The 21,385-nt window shown below is 75.1% G+C and carries 22 protein-coding genes; 9 read left to right on the top strand and 13 right to left on the bottom strand.

Annotated elements, in window-relative coordinates; translation table 11 throughout:
- The first annotated feature begins 362 nt into the window (after positions 1-362).
- Positions 363-1,571 carry an acyl-CoA dehydrogenase family protein gene (locus IE219_RS10075; protein WP_189976256.1) on the top strand — a complete coding sequence of 403 codons (1,209 nt, stop codon included), beginning with the start codon at positions 363-365 and terminating at the stop codon, positions 1,569-1,571.
- A 220-nt stretch (positions 1,572-1,791) separates the two neighbouring features.
- Here IE219_RS10075 and IE219_RS10070 read toward each other — a convergent pair whose 3' ends face one another.
- The 5 genes from IE219_RS10070 to IE219_RS10050 are packed head-to-tail and all read right to left on the bottom strand — an operon-like array spanning position 1,792 to position 5,673.
- A complete protein-coding gene (locus IE219_RS10070; RefSeq protein WP_189976255.1) occupies positions 1,792-2,364 on the bottom strand; it encodes a GAF domain-containing protein in 573 nt (190 codons plus the stop codon).
- The gene (locus IE219_RS10065; RefSeq protein WP_189976254.1) at positions 2,361-2,999 is read right to left on the bottom strand and encodes a GTP-binding protein; all 639 of its coding nucleotides are present in this window, start codon (positions 2,997-2,999) and stop codon (positions 2,361-2,363) included. Before IE219_RS10065 ends, IE219_RS10070 begins: the two co-directional genes overlap by 4 nt.
- The gene (locus tag IE219_RS10060; protein ID WP_189976253.1) at positions 2,977-3,351 is read right to left on the bottom strand and encodes a DUF742 domain-containing protein; all 375 of its coding nucleotides are present in this window, start codon (positions 3,349-3,351) and stop codon (positions 2,977-2,979) included. The genes IE219_RS10065 and IE219_RS10060 overlap by 23 nt, the downstream gene beginning before the upstream one ends.
- Positions 3,348-3,779 (bottom strand): roadblock/LC7 domain-containing protein, encoded by a 432-nt coding sequence (locus IE219_RS10055; RefSeq protein ID WP_189976252.1) that lies wholly within the window; start codon positions 3,777-3,779, stop codon positions 3,348-3,350. Before IE219_RS10055 ends, IE219_RS10060 begins: the two co-directional genes overlap by 4 nt.
- Before the next feature lie 7 nt (positions 3,780-3,786).
- A complete protein-coding gene (locus IE219_RS10050; protein WP_189976251.1) occupies positions 3,787-5,673 on the bottom strand; it encodes a sensor histidine kinase in 1,887 nt (628 codons plus the stop codon).
- A 684-nt stretch (positions 5,674-6,357) separates the two neighbouring features.
- On the opposite strand from IE219_RS10050, the gene IE219_RS10045 reads away from it, so the two are divergent.
- A complete protein-coding gene (locus tag IE219_RS10045) occupies positions 6,358-6,948 on the top strand; it encodes a TetR/AcrR family transcriptional regulator (RefSeq protein ID WP_189976250.1) in 591 nt (196 codons plus the stop codon).
- A gap of 51 nt (positions 6,949-6,999) precedes the next feature.
- Here IE219_RS10045 and IE219_RS10040 read toward each other — a convergent pair whose 3' ends face one another.
- From IE219_RS10040 to IE219_RS10030, 3 genes are all read right to left on the bottom strand, one after another.
- Entirely contained in the window at positions 7,000-7,584 is a 585-nt protein-coding gene (locus IE219_RS10040; protein WP_189976249.1) for a hypothetical protein, read from the bottom strand.
- Positions 7,585-7,632: 48 nt separating this feature from the next.
- Positions 7,633-7,959 (bottom strand): glyoxalase, encoded by a 327-nt coding sequence (locus IE219_RS10035; protein WP_189976248.1) that lies wholly within the window; start codon positions 7,957-7,959, stop codon positions 7,633-7,635.
- A gap of 296 nt (positions 7,960-8,255) precedes the next feature.
- On the bottom strand, positions 8,256-9,377 hold the full coding sequence (locus IE219_RS10030) for a DNA alkylation repair protein (protein ID WP_189976247.1): 1,122 nt from the start codon (positions 9,375-9,377) through the stop codon (positions 8,256-8,258).
- A gap of 390 nt (positions 9,378-9,767) precedes the next feature.
- Between IE219_RS10030 and IE219_RS10025 the strand changes: the two genes are divergently transcribed.
- Positions 9,768-10,571: an 8-oxoguanine DNA glycosylase OGG fold protein gene (locus IE219_RS10025; RefSeq protein ID WP_189976246.1), complete on the top strand. Its 804-nt coding sequence runs from the start codon at positions 9,768-9,770 to the stop codon at positions 10,569-10,571.
- A gap of 14 nt (positions 10,572-10,585) precedes the next feature.
- On the opposite strand, the gene IE219_RS10020 is transcribed toward IE219_RS10025, so the two are convergent.
- Positions 10,586-11,785: an MBL fold metallo-hydrolase gene (locus IE219_RS10020; RefSeq protein WP_229849685.1), complete on the bottom strand. Its 1,200-nt coding sequence runs from the start codon at positions 11,783-11,785 to the stop codon at positions 10,586-10,588.
- Positions 11,786-12,164: 379 nt separating this feature from the next.
- Between IE219_RS10020 and IE219_RS10015 the strand changes: the two genes are divergently transcribed.
- Complete coding sequence (locus tag IE219_RS10015; RefSeq protein WP_189976244.1) at positions 12,165-12,833, top strand: TetR/AcrR family transcriptional regulator; 669 nt, start codon at positions 12,165-12,167, stop codon at positions 12,831-12,833.
- Here IE219_RS10015 and IE219_RS10010 read toward each other — a convergent pair.
- The 3 genes from IE219_RS10010 to IE219_RS10000 form a co-directional block, all read right to left on the bottom strand.
- A complete protein-coding gene (locus IE219_RS10010) occupies positions 12,818-13,630 on the bottom strand; it encodes an SIMPL domain-containing protein (RefSeq protein WP_189976243.1) in 813 nt (270 codons plus the stop codon). The genes IE219_RS10015 and IE219_RS10010 overlap by 16 nt on opposite strands.
- Before the next feature lie 155 nt (positions 13,631-13,785).
- A complete protein-coding gene (locus IE219_RS10005) occupies positions 13,786-14,823 on the bottom strand; it encodes a DUF6745 domain-containing protein (protein WP_189976242.1) in 1,038 nt (345 codons plus the stop codon).
- An 82-nt stretch (positions 14,824-14,905) separates the two neighbouring features.
- Complete coding sequence (locus IE219_RS10000; protein ID WP_189976241.1) at positions 14,906-15,232, bottom strand: DUF8820 family protein; 327 nt, start codon at positions 15,230-15,232, stop codon at positions 14,906-14,908.
- Between the two features lie 178 nt (positions 15,233-15,410).
- Here IE219_RS10000 and IE219_RS09995 point away from each other — a divergent pair, with 178 nt between their 5' ends.
- The 5 genes from IE219_RS09995 to IE219_RS09975 are packed head-to-tail and all read left to right on the top strand — an operon-like array spanning position 15,411 to position 20,560.
- Positions 15,411-16,370, top strand: coding sequence for an STM4015 family protein (locus IE219_RS09995; RefSeq protein ID WP_189976240.1), 960 nt, complete (start codon positions 15,411-15,413; stop codon positions 16,368-16,370).
- Positions 16,367-17,521 (top strand): STM4014 family protein, encoded by a 1,155-nt coding sequence (locus IE219_RS09990; protein ID WP_189976239.1) that lies wholly within the window; start codon positions 16,367-16,369, stop codon positions 17,519-17,521. Before IE219_RS09995 ends, IE219_RS09990 begins: the two co-directional genes overlap by 4 nt.
- 14 nt (positions 17,522-17,535) lie before the next feature.
- The gene (locus IE219_RS09985) at positions 17,536-18,357 is read left to right on the top strand and encodes an STM4013/SEN3800 family hydrolase (protein ID WP_189976418.1); all 822 of its coding nucleotides are present in this window, start codon (positions 17,536-17,538) and stop codon (positions 18,355-18,357) included.
- Complete coding sequence (locus tag IE219_RS09980) at positions 18,354-19,691, top strand: STM4012 family radical SAM protein (protein WP_189976238.1); 1,338 nt, start codon at positions 18,354-18,356, stop codon at positions 19,689-19,691. Before IE219_RS09985 ends, IE219_RS09980 begins: the two co-directional genes overlap by 4 nt.
- Before the next feature lie 5 nt (positions 19,692-19,696).
- Positions 19,697-20,560: an STM4011 family radical SAM protein gene (locus IE219_RS09975; RefSeq protein WP_189976237.1), complete on the top strand. Its 864-nt coding sequence runs from the start codon at positions 19,697-19,699 to the stop codon at positions 20,558-20,560.
- Here the strand turns inward: IE219_RS09975 and IE219_RS09970 are convergent.
- Positions 20,547-21,350 (bottom strand): SGNH/GDSL hydrolase family protein, encoded by an 804-nt coding sequence (locus IE219_RS09970; protein WP_373298806.1) that lies wholly within the window; start codon positions 21,348-21,350, stop codon positions 20,547-20,549. The two genes, IE219_RS09975 and IE219_RS09970, sit on opposite strands and share 14 nt — an antisense overlap.
- Positions 21,351-21,385: the final 35 nt, after the last annotated feature.

Raw genomic sequence — 21,385 nt, 5'->3', positions numbered from 1 at the left:
CTTTCCCGGCGTCACGCCGGGCGCGTGCGCCCGGCTCGCGCTCGTCTGCGCGCGGTGGGGCTCATGAGGTGGCTTCTGTGGGGGCTCGTCACCGTATGCCCGAACATTTCTCGCCACCGGCATATGCGGGGATGAGACGGCCGGGAGGTGGCGGGAAAGGGGGTGAGCAGGGACGGGCCGGGCGAAACATAGTCGGAAGTGATCGTCAACACCGCCTGTTTCAGACAAACACTGAGTCGATATTGATCCATCTCGGAAAGATCAACACCATGAAGTGGTCGGCCTGTTCGGGACGGGACCACTGCCGATGTACCACCTGCCCGGACCCCGCCGGGCAGGCGATTCGCAGGGAGGGACCCGTTGTGAACAGCTATTTCAGCAGTCGGCTCCATCATCGGCTCCGGGAGACCGTGCGCGACTTCGCCGAGCGCGAGGTCCGGCCCCGCATACCCGAGATGGAAGCCTCGCGGACGGTGCACCACGAGCTGTCCCGGCTGATCACCGCGCAGGGCTGGCTGGGAGCGACGATCAGTCCCGAGTACGGCGGGATGGGCGCCGGCCACCTGGCCAAGACGATCATCATCGAGGAGCTGTCCCGGGTCAGCGGCGCCATGGGGGCCATGGTCCAGGCGTCCCAGCTCGGCACCGCCAAGATCGTCCACTTCGGCAGCGACGAGCAGCGCAAGACCTGGCTGCCGCGGGTCGCCTCCGGCGAGTGCCTGCCGACGATCGCCGTGACCGAGCCGGAGTCCGGCGGGCACGTCCTCGGGATGACGGCGAGCGCCGTCCGGGACGGCGACGACTACATCCTCAACGGCAGCAAGGTCTACGTCGGCAACAGCCACGTCGGCGACCTGCACGGCGTCGTGGTGCGGACCGGGCCGGGGTCGAAGGGGCTGACCGCCTTCCTGGTCGAGTCCGACCGGCCCGGCTTCCGCCTCGGCCCGCAGCAGCCCGCCATGGGTCTGCACGGCTTCAGCTTCGGCGAGCTGATCTTCGAGGACTGCCGGGTGCCGGCCGCCAACCGGCTGGGCGACGAGGGCGACGGCCTGGCCGTCGCGTACTCCTCCAGCGTGCTCTACGGGCGGGCCAACCTCACCGCCGTCTCGCTCGGCATCCACCAGGCGATCCTGGACGAGACCACCCGCTTCGCCAGCGAGCGCGTCCGCTACGGCGCGCCGCTCTCCGAGCTGCCGACGGTGAAGCTCAAGCTGGGCCAGATGCAGTCGCGGCTGATGACCGCCCGGCTCGCCGCGTACCACGCGGTCCACCTGCTCGACCAGGGCCTCTCCTGCGACACCGAGCTGATGAACGCGAAGCTGGTGAACGTCGAGTCGGCCATCGACTCGGGCCGCAACGCGATGGAGATCCACGCCGCCGCCGGGCTCTACACCGACCGGCCCATCGAGCGCTACCTCCGGGACGCGCACCACATCTTCGCCCCGGCCGGCACCTCCGACGTCCAGCTCCTCCGGCTGGGCGAGGTCGCCCTCGGCCAGGACAAGGGCAGCTGGTCGGAGCGGCTCTCCGACCTGGTCCGCACCCCGGAGCTCGAACCCCTCCACGCCTGACGGAACGCCGCGCCCGGGGCCGTAACGCCCCGCACGCCTCCCGGGCGCGCCCCCTGAGGGCCCCGTACGACGTCCGGCGATCCCTCCCCGGGTGCTCCCGGAGTCCGTACGGCACACGCATGCCCGGGGCGGTACCGGCACACGCACGCCCGGGGCCCGTACGGTGCGTGCCGTACGGGCCCCGGGCGTGCGCGCCGTGTGCCGGCGGGGAGGGCGGCGGTCAGAAGCCGGCGTCCTCGCGGCGGTGGATCTGCTCGACCAGTTCGGCCGCCATCGCCTTGATGGTCTCCAGGCCGGAGCGGCCCCACGGGCGGACGTCGGTGTCGACCACGCAGATCGTGCCGAGCGCCACGCCGGTGCGGTCGATCAGCGGCGCGCCCATGTAGGAGCGGATGCCGATCTCGTCGACGACCGGGTTGCCCGCGAAGCGCGGGTAGTCGCAGACGTCCTCCAGGACGAGGGCCTTGCGGCGGACCACCACGTGCGGGCAGTAGCCGTGGTCGCGGGCCATGAAGCGGCCGACGCCGCCCGCCCCGGCGGCCGCGGCGCCCAGGTCGGTGCCGGAGTGCGAGCCGCCCGGGGTGTGCAGACCGGCGAAGAACTGCCGGTTCTCGTCGATGAAGTTGACCATCGAGTACGGGGCTCCGGTGACGTCGGCGAGCCGGTGGGCGAACTCGTCGAAGGCGGGCTCCGGGCGCTCGCCGAGACCGAGTTCGCGCAGCCGCCGGACCCGGGCCGGCGCCTCCTTGTCGACGGGGGTGAGGAGGAGGTGACCGGTCGGGTCGTAGGTCATGGCGTGACTCCGAAGCTCGGCGCGCTGGCCGGGGTCGAGTTGAGGAGGTGCTGGACGAGGGTGAGGAGGGTGCTGATGCCGGAGCTGGAGATCCGGGCGTCGCACAGGACCACCGGCACGTCGGACCTGAGGTCGAGCGCGGCCCTGATCTCGTCCGGCTCGTAGCGGAAGGCGCCGTCGAACTCGTTGACGGCGACGACGAAGCGGATGCCCCGGCGTTCGAAGAAGTCGACGGCGGAGAAGCAGTCCTGGAGCCGCCGGGTGTCGACGAGGACGATCGCGCCGAGCGCTCCCTCGGAGAGCTCGTCCCACATGAACCAGAACCGCTCCTGGCCGGGGGTGCCGAAGAGGTAGAGGACGTTGCGGGCGTCGAGGGTGATCCGGCCGAAGTCCATGGCCACGGTGGTCGTGGTCTTGCTCTCCACGCCCTCCAGGCTGTCGGTGGCCGCGCTGACCGAGGTCAGCAGTTCTTCCGTGCTGAGCGGTTCGATCTCGCTGACCGCGCCGACGAAGGTGGTCTTGCCGGCGCCGAAGCCGCCCGCCACCAGGATCTTCAGCGCGGTGGGGAAGGCTTCGGCGGGGAAGCCGTCGTGGCGTTCGGGGTCGTGGCGCTCAGAGCCGCTGTCGTAGGCCATCGAGCACTGCCTCCAGCAAGGAACGGTCGGATGGGTTGGTGTGGAAGCGGGGGGCGCGGGCCGTCAGCGCCCCGCAGTCCACGAGGTCGGAGAGGAGGACCTTGGTGACGACGGCCGGCAGGCGTAAGTGGGCCGCTATCTCGGCCACCGAGGTGGGGCCCGCGCACAGCCGGAGGGCCAGGCCGTGCTCGGGCCCCATGTGGGGCTGGAGGCCGGATCCGGTCGCCCGCACCATGGAGAGCAGGTCGAGCGCGGTGGTGGGCTTGGTCCGGCCACCGCTCACGGTGTACGGGCGTATCAGCCGGCCGGCCGCGTCGTCGAGCCAGGGCCCGTCCTGGGGGGAGGCGTTCACTGCCCGACGCCGCCCGTCACCGCCGTCTGCCGGGCGGGCGTCACCAGGTACGGGCGGACGCTCTTGACCAGCATCGCCATCTCGTAGCCGAGGACGGCGGCGTCCGCCTCCCGGCCCGCGAGGACGGCGAGGCAGGTGCCGGAGCCCGCGGTGGAGACGAAGAGGAGGGTGGAGTCGAGCTCCACGACGACCTGCCGGACCTCACCGCCGTCGCCGAAGCGGACGCCCGCGCTGCGGCCGAGCGAGTAGAGCCCGGAGGCGAGGGCCGCCATGTGGTCGGCGGCGTCGGGGTCGAGCCCGTGGACGGATTTCACCAGACCGTCGGAGGAGAGCAGGACCGCGCTGCGGGTGTACGGGACCCGCTGCACCAGACCGCTCAGCAGCCAGTCCAGATCCGAGGAATGGCCGCTCGGCGCATTGCTCGCCATCGTGTATCTACTCCTTGTGCGCGTCGCCGAGGCGCAGCGACTCCTGGGGGGTGGGCTGGGATTCGGCGAGGCCGATCCCACGCTGGAACGCGGCCATCAGGCCGGGGTCGTGCAGGGCGTGTTCCTCGGTGTGGCGGGCCTGCGGTTCGTCGCGCAGCTGGGGGACGAGGTGCTCCTGGGCGCGCCGCTTGGGCAGGTCGGGCCGGTCGTTCGGCCGCGCGCGGGGGGCGGGCGGGGCCGTACGGGCCGGGGCCGGGGAGCCGAAGCCCTGCGGGCCGGCGGCGGGGTGGCCGGGGGCCGGGGCGGCGGGCACGAAGGGGTTCGGCGCCTGCCGCTCGCCGGGGTGCCCGGCGAGGGGCTGCGGGGCGTACCCGCCGGGGGCCGGGGCGTGCGGGGCCGGTGCCTGCGGTACGGGCTGCGCCGGGATGGCCCGGGCGGCCGGTGCGGGCGCGGGGGCCTGGGCCCGGGTCCCGGCCGGCTCGGCCGACGGGAGCGGGGCGGAGTGCGGCCGCTGGGGCGGGAGCGGGGCGGCCCCGGTCTGCGGGGTCCCGGCCGGTACGGCTCCGGGCTGCGCGGTGCCGGTCGGTACGGCCCCGGCCGGTGCGGTGCCGGGCTGTCCGGGGCCCGCCGGTACGGCTCCGGTCTGCGGGCGTTCGTGCGGGGCGAGGCCCTCCGGGTCGGTGCCGAGGAGGCCCTGCGGGAGGACGAGGACGGCCTGCACGCCGCCGTAGATGTTCGACTGGAGGCGGACGGCGATGCCGTGGCGGCGGGCCAGCGCGGAGACCACGAAGAGGCCGATGCGGCCGTCCTGGAGCAGGTGGGCGACGTTGACCTGGTCGGGGTCGGCGAGCAGGGCGTTCATCCTGGCCTGCTCGGCGGAGGGCATGCCGAGGCCCCGGTCCTCGACCTCGATGGCGAGGCCGGCGGTGACGTACTGGGCGCGCAGCAGCACGGTGGTGTGCGGCGCGGAGAACACGGTGGCGTTCTCGACGAGTTCGGCGAGCAGGTGGATGACGTCGGCGACGGCGTGGCCGCGCAGGGTGCCGTCGATCGGGGGGACGAGCTTGACCCGGGGGTACTGCTCGACCTCGGCGATCGAGGAGCGGAGGACCTCGGTCATGGTGACCGGGCTGGACCACTGGCGGCGGGAGATGGCGCCGCCGAGGACGGCGAGGTTCTCGGCGTGCCGGCGGATGCGGGTGGCCAGGTGGTCGATGTGGAAGAGGCCCTTGAGCAGCTCGGGGTCCTCGACCTCGTTCTCCAGCTCGTCGAGGAGCTGGATCTCGCGGTGGACGAGGGACTGGAGCCGTCGGGCGAGGTTCACGAAGACCTCGACCTTCTGCTCGTTGCCGACGCTGCTGGAGAGGCGGGACGCCTGGACCACGGCGGCGACGGCGGCCTCGTGGGAGCGGGTCAGCTCGGTGCCGAGCCGGTCGAACTCGTCACCGGCGGGGCCGGGGGTCGGCACGGGCCGGGGCGGCAGCTCCTCGCCCTTGCGCAACTGCTCGACGAGGGTGCGCAGTTCGTCCTGGCTCCGGGCGGCCTCGCGGCGCAGGGCGCCGGCCCGGTCGAGGACGGCGCGGGCGGCGCGGTCGGCGCCGAGCGCGGCGGCGGTCACGGAGGCGACGGTGAGCGCGGCGGCGCCGGCGAGCGCGGTCCAGAGGCCGGGGGTGAGGTCGGCGCCGGTGGAGCGGACGGTGAAGAGGACGGCGGCCGCGCCGCCGAGGGCCACCGCGACGGCGGGGAGGACCGAGGTGCGCAGCAGCTGGGGCCGGATGCGGGCCTCGGCGGAGAGGGCCGGGGAGGAGGCGCCGGTGGCGCGGGGACCCGAACGGCCGTGCCGCCCGCCCTCGCGGCGGTCGGACCGCGACTCGGGTGCGCGAAGTTGTGACATGGGTGTCCTTGGTACGTGCCCGGAGATCGGCGTACTGAGGGTGCTGGGGGTACTCGGGGGCTTGGGGAGGTGTGCGGGGAGTTCGTGCGGAGGGGTGGAGCGGGGAGGGTGGGGGGTGGACGGGGACGGCGGATGTGATGAGCCTACCGATGATCACCGACCACACACTGTAGTCGTCAACCGTCGGGGGGCGGCGCCCAGTTGGCAAACTTACCGGCAGAGCTGGGGAGTACGGGATCACCCTCCGCACGGTTGATCGACAAGGCTTGTCCGAAAGTCGTCGTGTTGGCGTGGAGTTGTCGGTAGCGGAACCGAACGAACGTGGACGAGCAGGCCACTTCGCCCCGCTCCGCTGCGGGAATCGTCTTCGGGGCGTTTCCCGCCGGAATTCCCCGGAGGTGTGCGTTCCGGCCGCCGCACCCCCTATCGTCACCGGGCGCGCGCGGGGTCCCGGCGCCCCCGCGCGGCCCGTCCGGCGGGGCCCGGAGGGGGTCCGGAGGCCGGTACGGGCCCGCTGACGTGCGGTGACGCTGGGTGACCGGCGTTCCGGGCGGCGGACGGGCCGGGGTCCGGCGCGGCGGCCGGGGCGGGCGGGAACGCCGGGGCGCGCGGGTCGCCCCTCCGCGACCTGACGAAGTACCGTGTGCGAAGGGTTTCGGCAGGCCGGAGGCGGGGGGCGGCGCGATGAGCAACGGGGTCCGGGCGCAGCAGCGCGAGCAGACGCGGCAGACCCTGCTGCGGGAGAGCCGGCGCCTCTTCGCCACCCTGGGGTACGGCTCCGTCCACCTGTCGGAGATCGTCCGGGCGGCGGGGGTCACCAAAGGGGCCCTGTACCACCACTTCGACAGCAAGGCCGAGCTGTTCCGCGCGGTGCTGACGCAGGTGCAGCAGGAGGTCGCGGCCCGGGTCGCGGCGACGGCGGACGCCCGGGAGGACGCCTGGGAGCAGCTCTCCGAGGGCTGCCAGGCGTTCCTGACCGCCACCACCGACCCGTCGGTGCAGCGCGTCCTGCTGGTGGACGGCCCGGCGGTGCTCGGCTGGCGGAACTGGCGGGAGCTGACCGAGGCCACCTCGGGCCGCCACCTCGCCCAGGCGCTCGCCGCGCTGATCGAGGAGGGCACCATTCCCCCGCAGCCCGTGGCCCCGCTGACGCACCTGCTCTCCGGTGCCATGAACGAGGCGGCCCTGTGGCTGACGGACGCGGAGGACCCCACCGCCCTGGAGGACACCCGCCGGGCCCTGACCCGCGTCCTGAGCGCCCTGCGCACCCCCTGACGGCCGGGACCGGGGCCGTACGACCTCCGGGGCGGGTTCTGCGGGGCGGGGTCAGCGGGCGGGCCAGGCGCAGGGGACGCAGGCGCCCTGGCCCCGGCGGATGTTGTTGAGGCTGGGGGCGCCGGTCCGGCCGCAGCGGGTGCAGCGGCTCGGCCAGGGGGTGCGGACCCGGCCGGGGAAGGGGACGAGGGGGAGCATGCCGGCGGCGCGGAGCTCCGCCTCGGCGACCGCCGCGTCGACGGGGGCCCGGCCCGCGCAGGCCAGGCAGCCGCTTCCGGCGCGGACGCTGAACAGCCGGGGGTGGACCACCCGTCCGCAGGCCAGGTGGCGGCAGCGCCAGCGGGCCGCGGCGCCGGGGTAGGGCTCCAGGGGCTGGAAGCCGGCGCCGCGCATGTCCGCCTCGGCCCGTTCGCTTCCGGCGGCGAGCTTCCGGGCGGCGGCCGCGGCCCGTCCGCAGCGGCGGCACCCGGAGGTGGCGCCGGAGCGGACGGAGCCGTAGGTGGGCGCTATCCGGTGCGCGCTCTTGAGGCAGCGGCAGGCCCAGGCGGCGCTCCAGCCGGGGTAGGGCTCCAGCGGTTCGAGTCCGGCGGCGCGCATGACGGCGGCCGCCGCGTCGGGATCGATTCTTCTGGACACGGCTCGTCTCCCCCTCGTGGTCGGAATCCCGGGGCCGCGACCTCGTGGTCACGGCCCCGGGGCCGGTTCCGCGCGGCCGGACGGCCCGGCGGTCCCCCGCCGGTCCGGGTGGCCGACGACTCTGTGCGCCGCGAGCCGCTCCCCCGTCTCCGGCCCGTCGCCGACGGCGGGGGTGAGCCGGACCGCGCGCACCGCGCCGTGCGGGGCGGCGGGCAGGACGGGGTGGGTGTGGTCGAGGAGCGTGAGCACGGGGCGGCCGAGGGCGGTGCGCCACGGGGTCGTCCGGGTGGCGGCGAGGTCGAGCGGTCTGCCGCAGAAGGCACGGGAGGCGTCCATGCGGGAGGTGCGGATCACCGGACAGAAGCTGGTCAGCATGGGACGGCTCCGCTCACGTACCAACGGTATGCCAAATGAACCTAATGACATACCGCCGGTATGTCAATACGACTCCCCGCCGTCCGAGCATCCAACGAGCCGGCCCCTCCCGGGGACACGCCCCGCACGTGACGGACGGCCGCGCGCCTCGTCGAGCCCGGACGCGCCGCCGTCGAGGAGCGGCGGCGGTACGGAGGGGGCGCCGTCCCGGGGGGCGTGTCGTCCCCGGCGCGGAGCATCAGGAGCATCCGGCCGGGGCCCGATGCGCCGACCGGACCGCCCGGCAGGCGGGCCGCTCATGTGCGCAGGCTGAATCGTCCGGTGGCCCGCACGAGGCCGTTGACCTGGATGTCGACGGCGTGCTCGCCCGCGTAGTAGCGGCGCGTCCGGACCTCCCTGACGGGGTGCGACTTCTCCAGGGTCCGCTTCTCGCCGGGGCCGAGTTCGAGCGCGGTCAGCTTGAAGACCTTCGGGATGGTGCGGCCGTTCTTGCGCACGTGGTGCACCACGTAGTCGACGGTGACGGTGTGCGCCCGGTCGTCGGTGTTCTCGATGTCGAAGTCGAGGGCGAGGGTGTCGCCGACGGTCACCTCGGCGGGGGCGACCCGCAGCCGGGGCACCCGGACGTGCTCGCCGCCGGTGGCGCCGAGGAGGGCCAGGGCCTGCTGGTCGCCCTGCTTCACGAGGGTGCGCAGGCCGTGCCTGACGATCCACCGCGTCTCGGGGGTGGGGCTCTCCTCCGTCCAGCGCAGGACGGTGCCGAGCACGAGGTCGGGGTGGTCCTTGGCGATGTCGTTGAGGTTGTTGGCCACGGACTTGCGCACGTACTCCGAGGGGTCGCCGCGCAGCGGTTCGAGGATCTCCAGGACCGGCCTGGGGTCCTTGACGAAGTCGCCGAGCGTCCGGGCCCAGGGCAGCCGGGGGCGGACGCCCTCGGTGGCCAGCCGCCGCACGTTGTGGCTGGGGCTGACGGCCCAGTGGGCGACGCGCTCCATGGTCGGTGCGCGGTGCCGCTCCAGGTAGGGGCGGATCGCGTACTCGCCCGTGTGCCGCTTGGTGATCTCCTCGATGGCGTCGAGGGAGAGGCCGGGGTGGTCGAGCCCGTACTCCTCGACGTAGCGGGCGACCGGCATGAGGAACCAGCTGCTGTTGAACACGCCCTCGCCCTCGGCGAGTTCGTCCCCGAGGATGGCGAGGAGGATCGGCACGGCCTCGGTGTAGTCCTGGGGGAGCCGGCTGCGCAGTCCTTCCGTCAGGACGAGGACGCGGTCCTTCAGCTCCTTCCCGGGAATGCGCTCCTCGACCTCGGCCGCATAGCCCTCCACGTCGAAACCGGGGTGGACGGCGCGGATCTTGCCGCCGATCAGGCGGGCCGCCTCACCGTTGAAGTGACGCTTCAGTCCGTATTCGCTAGCCATGATGCCGGTGCCTCTTCGTCTCGTTCTGGTTGTTCCGGTCACTCCGTGCTTCCGAGCCGGCGGAGCCCCGGAAGCGCTGCCGCTGGAAGGGGCGGGCGGGGAGGGTGGTGATCCGCTGCCCCTTTCCGGCGTGCGGGCGCCGATCTCCCGGACCGTGCCCGCGCCCGCCTGCTCGACCAGGGCGACGGCCTTGGCGAAGGGGGCGACCGCGCCGTGCATGAGGCAGGAATGGAAGGCATGGCTGACGAGCGGCTGGGACCGGAGTCCGAACACGGCACGGAACCGTTCCACGAAAAGCTTCAACGACCGTGATCGTTCCGGACCGGGGAACCACGGCACGTGCGGGAGACGTTCGGGGAACGACGGCGAAGGGCCGGCAGAGGGGTGGGCATGGGACGACAGGACCTCGCGGACGCACTGGACGGCGCCTTGCTGGAACGGCCTCTGCCCGCTGACGCGGTGCGCGTCCTGGGCGCGTGGCCGGCCGGGGCGGGCGCCCGGTACGCGGCCGGGACCGGCGGGCACTCCGTGGAGTACGTGCCCGCGCGCTGGGCGGACGTCACCGCGTGGCCCGACCGGTTCGGCGACCGGTCGGGGACGGAGACCGCCCGGGTCAGCCGGGACCAGGTGGTGGCCGCCGTACGGGAAGCCGTGGAGCACGGCCGGTGGGCCGAAGCGCTCACCGCCTCGTACGTGTGGGGGCAGGGCCGTACCGGCTACGGCCCGCACCGCCTCCGGGCGATCCTGGCCGGTTCGGGCACCTCCGAGTCCCTCGCCTCGGCGGGCAGGACTCTCCAGGAGGACGGCGCGGTCGCGGCGTACGGCGCGCTGCGCGGGGCCGTGAAGGGCCTGGGACCGGCGTTCTTCACCAAGTTCCTCTTCTTCCTCGACCTCGCCGTACACCCTTCCGCCGCCCCTCGCGCCCTCATCCTGGATCAGCGGGTCGCACGCGTCCTGCGTGCTCACGCCACCAGGACGGGACAGGAAGCCGGTCTGCCCTCCGCCGCCGGGACGGCGGCCTGGACATGGTCGGACAGCAACTGGACGCCGCACCGCTACGAGATCTACCTGCGCTGGATCACCGCCGCGTCGAACCAGCTCGCCGCGTCGGCCCCCGACTGGGCCGACGCGGGGCCGGACGTGCTGGAACTCGCCCTGTTCGAAGGCGTCTGGAACCCGGCCGCACCGGCGTAGGCCCTCCCCCTGCCTCAGCGCCCGTCCGCGAGGTCGAGGTCGCGCCGGGGTGCCGGACCGGAGAGCTCCACCGGCTCCGGACGGCGCCAAGGAGTCGGGAGCGGGGTGGAGTTCGTGCGCCACCAGGGGGTGGAGGGGAGTGTGCCGGCCGGTTCGAAGGGTTCGCCGGGGCGGGGGAGGGCCACTGCCTGGCCGGCCTCCTCTGCGGCGTCCTTCGTCCATTCGCCCGGTTCCGCCCACGGGTGCGGGGCCAGGTTGAAGGTGGCCCAGTGGATCGGGAGCAGGACGCCGCCGGGGGTGCCGCCCTGGAGGTCGAGATGGGCGCGGACGCCCTCGGCGGGGGTCATGTGGATGTCGGGCCAGAACTCCGAGTACGCGCCGATCTGGATCATCGTGACGTCGAAGGGGCCGTGGGCCGCGCCGATGTCCCGGAAGCCCTTGAAGTAGCCGGTGTCGCCGCTGTGGAAGATCCGGTGGTGCGGGCCCCGGAGCGACCAGGAGGCCCACAGGGTGTGCTGCCGGTTGCGGATCGCGCGGCCGCAGAAGTGGCGGGCCGGGGTGGCGGTGAGGGTGAGGCCGCCGACCTCGGTGGACTCGTGCCAGTCCAGTTCGCGCAGCCGGGCGGCGGGGACGCCCCAGTGCTCCAGGTGGGCGCCGACGCCGAGCGGGACGGCGAAGAGGGTGTCGGTCCCGGCCAGCGCCTTGATCGTCGGCAGGTCGAGGTGGTCGTAGTGGTCGTGCGAGATGACGACGACGTCGACCGGGCCGAGGGCGGCGAGCGGCGCGGGCGCCGGGTGGAGCCGGCGGGGCCCGGCGAAGGGGAACGGGGAGCAGCGCTCGCCCCAGACGGGGTCGAACAGGACGCGGACGCCGTCGATCTCGGCGAGCACCCCGGAGTGCCCCAGCCAGGTGATCCGCAGACCGGTGGCGGCGGGCCGGGCCAGGTCGGCGACGGTCGTCGGGTGGACGGGGATCACGCCGGACGGGGCGCGGCGGGCGCGCGACTCCTTCTCGAAGAAGGTCCGCGCGAGGTCGAGGGTGGAGCCGGAGGGCCCCCGGCGGGCCTCCTCGGGGTTCTGGAAGACGCCGTCGGCGAAGTGCGGCGAGCGGCGGATGCGGGCCAGCCGCTCCCCCGTGGGCTCGGCGCCGAAGGACTCGGGCCGCAGGGCGCGCAGCCTGGCCCGCGCTGAACGGTCGGGGCCGGTACCGGTCACGTGACCTCCTGGTCTCTGGGGTCGTTCCATTATGGGCACCGGGGCACGCGCCCCGGCCGGGGACCGGCCGTCGGTGATCGTCGGGCGGTACGACCGGTACCGGCCCCGGGCCGCGACGGGGCCGGAGCACGGCAGCCCCCGACCGCGGCGGGCCCAGAGCACGACGGACCCGGAGCACGGCCGGGCCGGGGACCGGCCGCTGGTGATCGCCGGCCGGTACGAGCGGTACCGGCCCCGGGCTGCGGCGGGCCGGGAGCACGGCCGCGTCCGGAGCACGACCAGGCCCTGAGCACGGCCGGGCCGGGACCGGTCCCCGGCACGGCCGGGGCGGCTCCGGCGCGGGTCCGGGGCCGGGCGCGCGCTGTGTAGGCTGCCCGGCGTGGCGAGAGTGCGGTTGAGCGTGGCCGAGCGGCGCGAGGAGCTGCTGCGGGCCGCCGTGGAGCAGATCGAGGCGCGGGGCGCCTCCGCCGTCCGGATCGCCGACGTGGCCGCCTCCCTCGGTGTCAGCAACGCCCTGGTGCTCTACCACTTCTCCACCAAGGAGCAGTTGGTCGCGGCCGCCTTCGCGCACGCGGCCGAGTCCGACCTGGCCCAGCTGCGCCGGATCCTGGGGCGCCGTTCGACGGCGGAGCGGCGGCTGCGGGCCGCCGTCCGCTGGTACGCGCCGACCGGGCGGGCCAAGGGCTGGCGGCTGTGGATCGAGGGCTGGTCCGCCGCGCTGCGCGATCCGGAGCCGCGCCGGGTGGCGGCCGCCCTGGACCGGGAGTGGAAGACCGCGCTGGCCGCCGTCATCGGCGAGGGGGTCGCGGCCGGCGAGTTCTCCTGCCCCGACCCGTCCGGGGCCGCCTGGCGGCTCACCGCCTATCTGGACGGCCTCGCCGTCCAGACGACCGCCCTCGCGGGCGTCCGCGGCGGCCCGTCCCGGGCGACGACGCTGCGCTGGGCGGACGCCGCGCTCTGCCGTGAGCTGGGCCTGCCCGACCCGGCGCCCGCCCCCGTGTCCGGCCCGGCGGGCGCCCGCGCCGCCCGGTCTCAGACCAGTTCGTAGACCGCCGAGACGGTGACCTGCTCCTCGATCTCGCCGGGAGCGAGGGGGACGCTCGGCTCGTCGGTCGGCATCGAGGCCATCGCGCCCTGGCCAGGCCGCAGGGACTCGCCCTCGGTGAGCGAGACCAGTCGGCCGAGCCGGTGGCCGCTGAGCCGGGCGTGCTGGGACGCCTTGTCGTACGCGTCCCGGTAGGCGGCCTCGCGGGCTCGGGAGCGCAGCTCGGTGGGGTCGGCGACGTCGAAGACGACGCCGTTCACCCGGCCGGCGTCCTCGGTGGCGTCGTTGACGGCCTCGACGACCGGCCCGGCCCGGTCGATGTCCCGGACCTTCACCGAGAAGTTCTGGCCGGCCTGGTAGCCGGTCGTCCTGGACTCGCCTCCGGACGTCTGGGCGTAGACGGGGGTGAGGGAGAGCCGGTCGGTGCGGATGTCGCGGTCGGCGACGGCCTGGCGCCGCAGCACGGCGAGGAGGGCCTCGGCGGCGGTCTTCTGGGCCGCCATGGCCTCCTTGGCCGTGGGCCGGGTGACCTCCACGCCCACCGAGAGGATCGCCAGGTCGGGGGCGGCGGAGGCGCTGCCGCTGCCCGTGACGGTGACCGTCGCCGGGGCCTCGGCGCGGGCGGCGGCGCGCGGGGCGAACCGTTCCGGCACGGCGGCCTGCGCGGGGGCGGCGGTGCCCGCCAGGACCCCACCGAGGACGGCGGCCGCGGCGAGCAGCCGGGCGGCGCGGGCGCCGCGGGACCGGAGCCCCTTTCCGTACGGGGCCGGGGAGGAGGCGGGTGTGGGGCGGTGCGGCACGGGCGGGTCCCTTTCGAGGGGTGGGGCGCCGGGCTTCCGGCGGCGGGCGCCGGGGCTCCCGGCGGGCACATCCCAGCACCCGGGAGGGCCGCCACCCGTTCGCCACTCCTGTCCGGGGCCGCCCTTCACCGTTCCGTACCAGCGGGCGGGCCGGTTCAGGTCTGCGCGAGCGGCGCGTAGGCGTCCGCGTGGAGGCCGAAGGTCCAGGCGACGCCCTCCCGGGCGGTGCGGGTGGCGGGCGGCACGCGCAGCCAGTAGGTGCGGTGCTCGCCGTCCGGTTCGGGGGTCGAGTTGACCACCTCCACCATGACGACGTCCTCGTCGCCGTCGAGGGCGATCCGCCAGAGGACGCCGGTCTCGTCGCGGCCCTCGGGGCGGGCTCCGGAGGCTTCGAGGTACCGCTCGTAGCCGTAGAACTCCAGCATCACGCGGCGCAGTTCGGCGTTCTCCTCGGCGCGGACGCGCTCGGGGGTGAGGCCGGGCAGGCCGGCGAGGAAGTCCGCGGTGACGGCCATGCCGCGCCAGGCGTGCAGCGCGAAGCCGTCCCGGTGGGCGAGGGCGGGGCCGTCGCCCCGGTCGAGCCGGCCGGCCTCGTCCCGGTGCAGTTCCACCGGCCGTTCGCAGACGACGGCGACGTTCTCGTACGGCCACCACCAGCCGGCCTGGTCCGCGACGGCGGCGAGGCCGGCGAGCCGCTCCCGTCCGTCGAAGGCGGCGAGCCAGGCGGCGTCCTGCTGGCCGAGGACGGCGTCGTAGAGCAGCTCTCCGCCGGTCCGCGCGGTGAGCGCGCCGGGCCCTTCGCGCTCCTCCAGCGCGGCCAGGACCCCGGTGCGGACGCGGTCGGCGAGCGAGCGCGTCGGCTCCCAGAGGCGGGCGCCGGTGGCCCGCCAGTGCGCCGTCCAGCCGGCCGGTCCGAGCGCGTCGTGGAGCCGGCGGCGCTCCGCCGCCCAGGGCAGGGTGCGCACCTCCTCCCGCACCGACCGGCCCCGGTCGGCCAGGCCCGCCACCAGTTCGACGCCGGCCAGCGGGGAGTCGGCCCAGAGGATCCGCGCGGGGGCGGGGAGTCCGGCCTCCCGGTAGGCCCGCGCCACGCCGGCCCCGGCGGCGGCCCGGTCGGCCGGCCCGGTGGCGGCCGCGATCGCGCGCCACTTCTCGTACGCGTCCCCGTGCTCCGCCGTCCTCGTCTTTCCCATCGCCCTCTCCCCCGCGTTCACGTTTCCCGTCCTCGTCGTCATCGTCGTCGTCATCGCCCGCTCCCCGTCCCCGCCGGCCCGTTCAGTCCGCGACGATCCGGTGGGCGCCGGGCACGTACTCCCGCTGGCGGACCACCCGGTACCAGCCCCGGGGAAGGACGATCGGGGCGTGCTCCTCGTGCACCAGCCGTCCGCCCTCGGGGAGTTCCAGCAGGAAGGGGCCGTACGGTCCCGGCTCCCGCACCAGGCGGCCGGGGCCCGGGATCGCGTGGGCGTGGCCGGTGACCTCGCCGTGGGCGAGGACGAGCCGCCCCCGGCCGTCCCGCGGTTCGCTCCGCGCCTCCTTCGCGCGGGCGGGCACGGCCCGCTCGTCGACGGGCGCGATCAGCACGTCCCCCTGCCGGTACATGGCTCTCCCCTCTCCGGTCCGGCGCCGGGGGCCGAACACACCGACGACGCTAGGGCCCGGCACTGACAACGCGCCGGGACGGCCCCTGCGGGCCCGGCTGTCGGTGCGGCTTGGTAGAACTCTTGCCGTCAGTCCGTATCCGTCCGCCCGTCCGTACCGCGTCGTCTGGAGCACCGTCATGACCATTGGGGCCCACCTGGAGGAGTTCCACGGCCTCCCCGTGTTCGACCTCCCCGAGGCCGGGGCGGGCGGCGAGCTGCCCGACGCGGCGGCCGTGGCCTGGCGCGTGTCCTGCGGGACCTACCTCGACGAGGGCGAGGAAGGCTGGGACGCCGTCTTCGCGCGGTTCCTGAAGACCGTGGACACGCGCAGGGTGCGGGCCCTGGTGGTGGGCGGCTGGGAGGAGGCGTACGAGACCTCCTCCGCGCCCGTCGTCACCGCGCTGATGGGGGCGAACGACCGGCTGACGGCCCTGGAGGCCGTCTTCCTCGGCGACATGACCTTCGAGGACTGCGAGATCTCCTGGATCCACCAGTCCGACGTGACGCCGCTGCTCGCGGCCTACCCGGGGCTGCGCGCGCTCGGCGTGCGCGGCGGCACCGAGCTGGCGTTCCCGCCGGTGCGGCACGCGGCCCTGGAGTCCCTGGTGGTGGAGACCGGCGGGCTGCCCGCCGAGGTGGTGCGCGGCATCGCCGGCAGCGACCTGCCCGCGCTGGAGAGCCTGGAACTGTGGCTGGGGACCGACGAGTACGGGGGCGACGCCTCGGTCGACGACCTGGCGCCGCTGCTCTCCGGCGACTCCTTCCCGGCGCTGCGCTCCCTGGGGCTGTGCAACAGCGTCATCCAGGACCAGGTGGCCGCCGCCGTGGCCGCCGCCCCCGTCGTGGCCCGGCTCGACCGGCTCGACCTGAGCATGGGCGTGCTGACCGACGAGGGCGGGGCGGCGCTGCTCGGCGGGCAGCCGCTGACCCACCTGCGGGAGCTGGACCTGGAGCACCACTACCTCTCGGAGCCGATGCGGGAGCGGCTGACGGCCGCGCTCGTCCCGCACGGGGTGCGGGTCGTCCTGGACGACCCGCAGAGCGGTGAGGACGACGGCGACGGCGACGTCTGGCGCTACGTCTCCGTCGCCGAATGACGGCCGGCCCGCGCCTCGTGGTCGTCGGCGGTCCGGCGGGGCGCCGCGTCGCGCTCTTCCAGGACGCGCTGCGCGCCGCCGGGCTGCCCGGGGCGCGGGCCGTGTGCTGGTCCGAGGTGCTGCGCGGGCGGGCCCGGTTCGCGGCGGGCGAGACCGTGCGGGTCGACTCGCCGGGCGAGGTGCCCGAGGTGGACCGGCTGCTGCGCGGGGCCGGTGATCCCGCCCGGGTGGAGGGCTCCCGGCTCTGGTACGAGCGGTTCACGGCGGCCGTGGCGGAGCTGGCGGACGGGGTCCGGCGGGCCGGTGCGGTGCTGGTGGACGATCCGGCGGAGACGGCGGTGCTGTTCGACAAGCGGCTGACGCACGGGCGGCTGGCCGCCGCCGGGGTGCCGGTGCCGGACTCGCCGACCTCGGGGCCGGACGGGGCGCCGGTGGGCGGCTGGGACGACATGGTGGCGCTGATGACGGGGGCCGGGCTGCGCCGGGTCTTCGTGAAGCCGGCGCACGGTTCGTCGGCGTCCGGGGTGCTCGCCGTGGAGACGGCGGGCGGGGACCGGGTGCAGGCGGCGACCTCGGTGGAGCGGGACGGGGCGGGGCGGCTGTTCAACTCGCTGCGGGTGCGGCGCTACCGGGGCGCGCGGGAGGTCGGCGCCCTGGTGGACGCGCTGGCGCCGGACGGGCTGCACGTGGAGCGGTGGCTGCCGAAGGCGGTGCAGGGCGGCCGGGCGGCCGACCTGCGGGTGGTGGTGACCGGCGGCCGGGCCACCCACGCGGTGGTCCGCACCGGCCGGTCGCCGCTGACCAATCTGCACCTGGGCGGGGGCCGGGGCGACCTGGCCGCCGCGCGGGCGTCGATCGCGGCGGCGGGGGCCCGCTGGGAGGACGCGCTGGCGGTGTGCGAGAGTGCGGCGGCGGCGTTCCCCGGGACCCGGTGCGTCGGGGTGGACCTGCTGCCGGGGACGGGCTGGCGCCGGTTCGCGGTCGGCGAGGTCAATGCCTTCGGGGACCTGCTGCCGGGGCTCACGGGCCTGCCGGGCAGCGGCGCGGAGGGCCTGGACACCTACGGCGCGCAGGTCGCCGACCTGCTGCGGGCCGCGCCGGGGACCCCGTACGACACAGCGATACGCACCACAGGAACGAGCACCACGTGAACCAGCCGCCCGACATGAGGACGGTCGTCGGGAGCCACGACCTGCTCCTGGTCACCCTCGACACCCTCCGGTACGACGTGGCCGCCGAGCTGGCCGCGGCGGGCCGGCTGCCGAACCTGGCCCGGCACCTGCCGGGCGGGCGCTGGGAGCGGCGGCACGCCCCCGGCAGCTTCACCTACGCCTCCCACCAGGCGATCTTCGCCGGCTTCCTGCCGACGCCGGCGGAGCCGGGGCCGCATCCGCGGCTGTTCGCGGCCCGGTTCGAGGGCAGCGAGACCACCGCCGGGGGGACGTACGTCTACGACTCCCCCGACCTGGTCTCGGCGCTCGCCGCCGAGGGGTACCGGACGGTGTGCGTGGGCGGGGTGGGGTTCTTCAACGGGCGGCCGCCGCTGGGTTCGGTGCTGCCGGGGCTCTTCCAGGAGAGCCACTGGGAGCCGTCCTTCGGGGTGGCCTCGCCGGTCTCCTTCGAGGCGCAGGTGGCGCGGGCCGAGGAGGTGGTGGCCGCGCTCCCCCGGGACCGGCGGCTCTTCCTCTTCGTGAACGTGTCGGCGCTGCACCAGCCGAACTGGTTCCACCGGCCGGGCGCGACCCGGGAGGACGGGGACTCGCGGGAGAGCCACGCGGCGGCCCTGGAGTACGTGGACCGGCACGTCGGGCGGCTGTTCGCGGCGGCGTCCTCGCGGCGGAGCTGCTTCGCGATCGTCTGCTCGGACCACGGCACAGCCTACGGGGACGACGGCTACACCGGGCACCGGATCGGGCACGAGGCGGTGTGGACGGTGCCGTACGCGCAGTTCACGCTGCCCGGTCCCGGGGAAGGGGCGGCCGCGTGACCGGCTCCCGGGCCCCGCGCCCGTACCGTTCGTACGTCTACGCCTATCCGCACAAGACGGCCTACCGGGAGCTGCCCGAGCCGCCGTCGCTGGCCGGGCTGTGGGCGGACGAGCCGAAGGACGCGCTCTCGCTGTACGCGCATGTGCCGTTCTGCGAGGTCCGCTGCGGCTTCTGCAACCTCTTCACCCGGATCGGCGCCCCGGACGGCCTGACGACCCGCTACCTCGACGCGCTGGAGCGGCAGGCGGTCGCGGTCCGGGAGGCGCTGGGCGACGCGGCGCCGGTGCGGTTCGCGGCGGCGGCGTTCGGCGGCGGGACGCCGACCTTCCTGACCGCCGGGGAGCTGGAGCGGCTCTGCGACATCACGGAGGGGCGGATGGGGGCGGACCTGCGGGCGGTACCGCTGTCGGTGGAGACCTCCCCGGCGACGGCCACCGCCGACCGGCTGGCGGTGCTCGCGGCGCGCGGCGCGACCCGGCTGAGCATCGGGGTGCAGAGCTTCGTGGACGCGGAGGCCCGGGCGGCGGTCCGGCCGCAGCGCAGGGCGGACGTGGAGGCGGCGCTGGGCCGGATCCGGGACGCGGGCGTGCCGGTGCTCAACATCGACCTGATCTACGGCATCGACGGGCAGACCGAGGCGTCGTGGCGCTCCTCGCTGGACGCGGCGCTGGCCTGGCGGCCGGAGGAGCTGTACCTGTACCCGCTGTACGTGCGTCCGCTGACCGGGCTGGGCCGGTCGGGTCCGGCGGAGTCGGAGCGGGCCTGGGACGAGCGGCGGCTGCGGCTGTACCGGGCGGGCCGGGACCGGCTGCTGGCGGAGGGCTACGAGCAGGTGTCGATGCGGATGTTCCGGCGGGCGGGGGCGGCGCCGGAGGGACCGGACGACCACGCCTGCCAGACGGACGGCATGATCGGTCTGGGCTGCGGCGCCCGCTCGTACACCTCGGCGCTGCACTACTCCTTCGACTACGCCGTGGACATGCGGGAGATCCGGTCGATCATCGACGCGTACACGGAGGCCCGGGACTTCTCGCGGGCCGTCGTGGGCCGGTGGATGGACGCGGCGGAGGCCCGCCGCCGCCATCTGCTCCAGTCGCTGCTCCAGGCGGCGGGGATGGACACCGCCGGATACCGGGAGCGGTTCGGGTCGTCGCCGTACGAGGACTTCGGGCCGGAGCTGGCGCGGTTCGCGGCGTACGGCTGGCTGGACGGGGCGGCGCCGGAGGGGCTGCTGCGGCTGTCGCCGGAGGGGCTGGCGCATTCGGACGGGCTGGGGCCCGAGCTGTTCTCGCCCGGGGTGCGGGCGGCGATGGCCGCGTACGAGCCTAGGTAGCGGCCGTGGACCTGACGCTGCTGTACCGGGGGCCGCTGGCCTCCTGCGACTACGACTGCCCGTACTGCCCCTTCGCCAAGCGGCGGGACCGGCCGGAGACGCTGCGGGCGGACCGGGCGGCCCTGGAGCGGTTCACCGGCTGGGCCGCCGGGCAGGACGGGGACCGGCTGCGGATCCTGTTCACGCCGTGGGGCGAGGGCCTGGTCCGCTCCTGGTACCGGCGGGCGATGGTGGAGCTGTCGCGGCTGCCGCAGGTGGAGCGGGTGGCGATCCAGACCAATCTGAGCTGCCGGACCGGGTGGCTGGAGGAGGCCGACCTGGACGCGCTGGCCCTGTGGTGCACCTACCACCCGGGCCAGACGCCGTACGAGCGGTTCCTCGGCAAGGCGCGGGAGCTGGCGGCGCGCGGGGTGCGGTTCAGCGTGGGGATCGTGGGGCTGCCGGAGCACCGGGAGCACGCGCTGCGGCTGCGGGACGCGCTGCCGGACCATGTCTACCTGTGGGTGAACGCGGCCGAGGGGCACGTGTACACGGACGCGGAGGCGGCGGCGTGGACGGCGGTGGACCCGCTGTTCCCGTACAGCCGGCGTCCGCACCGGTCGGCGGGGCTGCCCTGCCGGACCGGCGAGTCGGTGGTGTCGGTGGACGGGGAGGGGACGGTGCGGCGCTGCCACTTCGTCAGGGCGGAGCTGGGGAACCTGTACGACGGCTCCTACCGGGCCGCGCTGCGGCCGCGGCCCTGCCCGCTCGCCGTCTGCGACTGCCACATCGGCTACGTCCACCTGGAGTCGCTGCCGCTGTACGACGTCTTCGCCGGCGGGGTCCTGGAGCGGATCCCCGCCGGCGGCCCGGGGGCTACAGGGGCATGAGGTCGGGGCGCTTGGCCTCGACGTGGTCCCCGGAGCTCTCGCCGCGCAGCCGTCGCCCGATCCACGGGACGAGGTACTCGCGGGCCCAGTGGATGTCGTCGCGGCGGACCTCCAGGGTGCCGCGGACCGGCATCGGGGGCCACGGCTGGTCGGGGTCGGCGGGCACCGGGAGGCCGAGGACCTGGGCGGCGCGCAGCGCGACCCGGGTGTGGCCCTCGGGCGAGAGGTGCAGCCGGTCGTCGTCCCAGGCGCGCCGGTCCTGCACGGACCGCAGCGACCACAGGTCGAGGACCGGGCAGTCGTAGCGGTCGGCGATGGCGCGGACGTGGGCCGTGTAGGTGGCGATCTTGCCGCGCAGGTGCTTGAGGACGGGGATGTCGCGGGTGTCGAAGCCGGTGGTGACCATGACGGTGCCGACGGCGGAGGTGAGGTCCCGCACGGCCCGCTCGAAGCGCTCGGCGACGTCGTCGGGGTCGGTGCCGGGGCGGATGATGTCGTTGCCGCCGGCGCAGAAGCTGACCAGGTCGGGGGCGAGTTCCCGGGCGCGCGGGACCTGTTCGGCCACGATCTGGTCGAGGAGCCTGCCGCGGACGGCGAGGTTGGCGTAGCGGAACTCCTGGTGGTCCGGGAGCTGGTCGGCGAGGAGCACCGCGAAGCGGTCGGCCCAGCCGACGTAGGTCCCGTCGGGCCCGGGGTCGCCGACGCCCTCGGTGAAGCTGTCACCGATCGCCGCGTACGACCCGAATGACCCGAACGCGCTCATGTCTGTTGATCTCGAATCGTCTGCCACGGCAGGACATCCTTCCTTTTCGGATGTGACCTACG

It is taken from the genome of Streptomyces termitum (assembly GCF_014650175.1).
In the GTDB taxonomy this organism is placed as follows: Bacteria; Actinomycetota; Actinomycetes; order Streptomycetales; family Streptomycetaceae; genus Streptomyces; species Streptomyces termitum.
This window is presented reverse-complemented; position numbering and strand designations above follow the sequence as displayed.

What these genes read in the sequence shown, in the direction of transcription:
- IE219_RS10070 (WP_189976255.1), bottom strand. Translation starts at nt 2,364, where the DNA reads ATGACCTACGACCCGACCGGTCACCTCCTCCTCACCCCCGTCGACAAG.
- IE219_RS10065 (WP_189976254.1), bottom strand. Translation starts at nt 2,999, where the DNA reads ATGGCCTACGACAGCGGCTCTGAGCGCCACGACCCCGAACGCCACGAC.
- IE219_RS10055 (WP_189976252.1), bottom strand. Translation starts at nt 3,779, where the DNA reads ATGGCGAGCAATGCGCCGAGCGGCCATTCCTCGGATCTGGACTGGCTG.
- IE219_RS10050 (WP_189976251.1), bottom strand. Translation starts at nt 5,673, where the DNA reads ATGTCACAACTTCGCGCACCCGAGTCGCGGTCCGACCGCCGCGAGGGC.
- IE219_RS10045 (WP_189976250.1), top strand. Translation starts at nt 6,358, where the DNA reads ATGAGCAACGGGGTCCGGGCGCAGCAGCGCGAGCAGACGCGGCAGACC.
- IE219_RS10035 (WP_189976248.1), bottom strand. Translation starts at nt 7,959, where the DNA reads ATGCTGACCAGCTTCTGTCCGGTGATCCGCACCTCCCGCATGGACGCC.
- IE219_RS10030 (WP_189976247.1), bottom strand. Translation starts at nt 9,377, where the DNA reads ATGGCTAGCGAATACGGACTGAAGCGTCACTTCAACGGTGAGGCGGCC.
- IE219_RS10025 (WP_189976246.1), top strand. Translation starts at nt 9,768, where the DNA reads ATGGGACGACAGGACCTCGCGGACGCACTGGACGGCGCCTTGCTGGAA.
- IE219_RS10005 (WP_189976242.1), bottom strand. Translation starts at nt 14,823, where the DNA reads ATGGGAAAGACGAGGACGGCGGAGCACGGGGACGCGTACGAGAAGTGG.
- IE219_RS10000 (WP_189976241.1), bottom strand. Translation starts at nt 15,232, where the DNA reads ATGTACCGGCAGGGGGACGTGCTGATCGCGCCCGTCGACGAGCGGGCC.
- IE219_RS09995 (WP_189976240.1), top strand. Translation starts at nt 15,411, where the DNA reads ATGACCATTGGGGCCCACCTGGAGGAGTTCCACGGCCTCCCCGTGTTC.
- IE219_RS09990 (WP_189976239.1), top strand. Translation starts at nt 16,367, where the DNA reads ATGACGGCCGGCCCGCGCCTCGTGGTCGTCGGCGGTCCGGCGGGGCGC.
- IE219_RS09985 (WP_189976418.1), top strand. Translation starts at nt 17,536, where the DNA reads ATGAGGACGGTCGTCGGGAGCCACGACCTGCTCCTGGTCACCCTCGAC.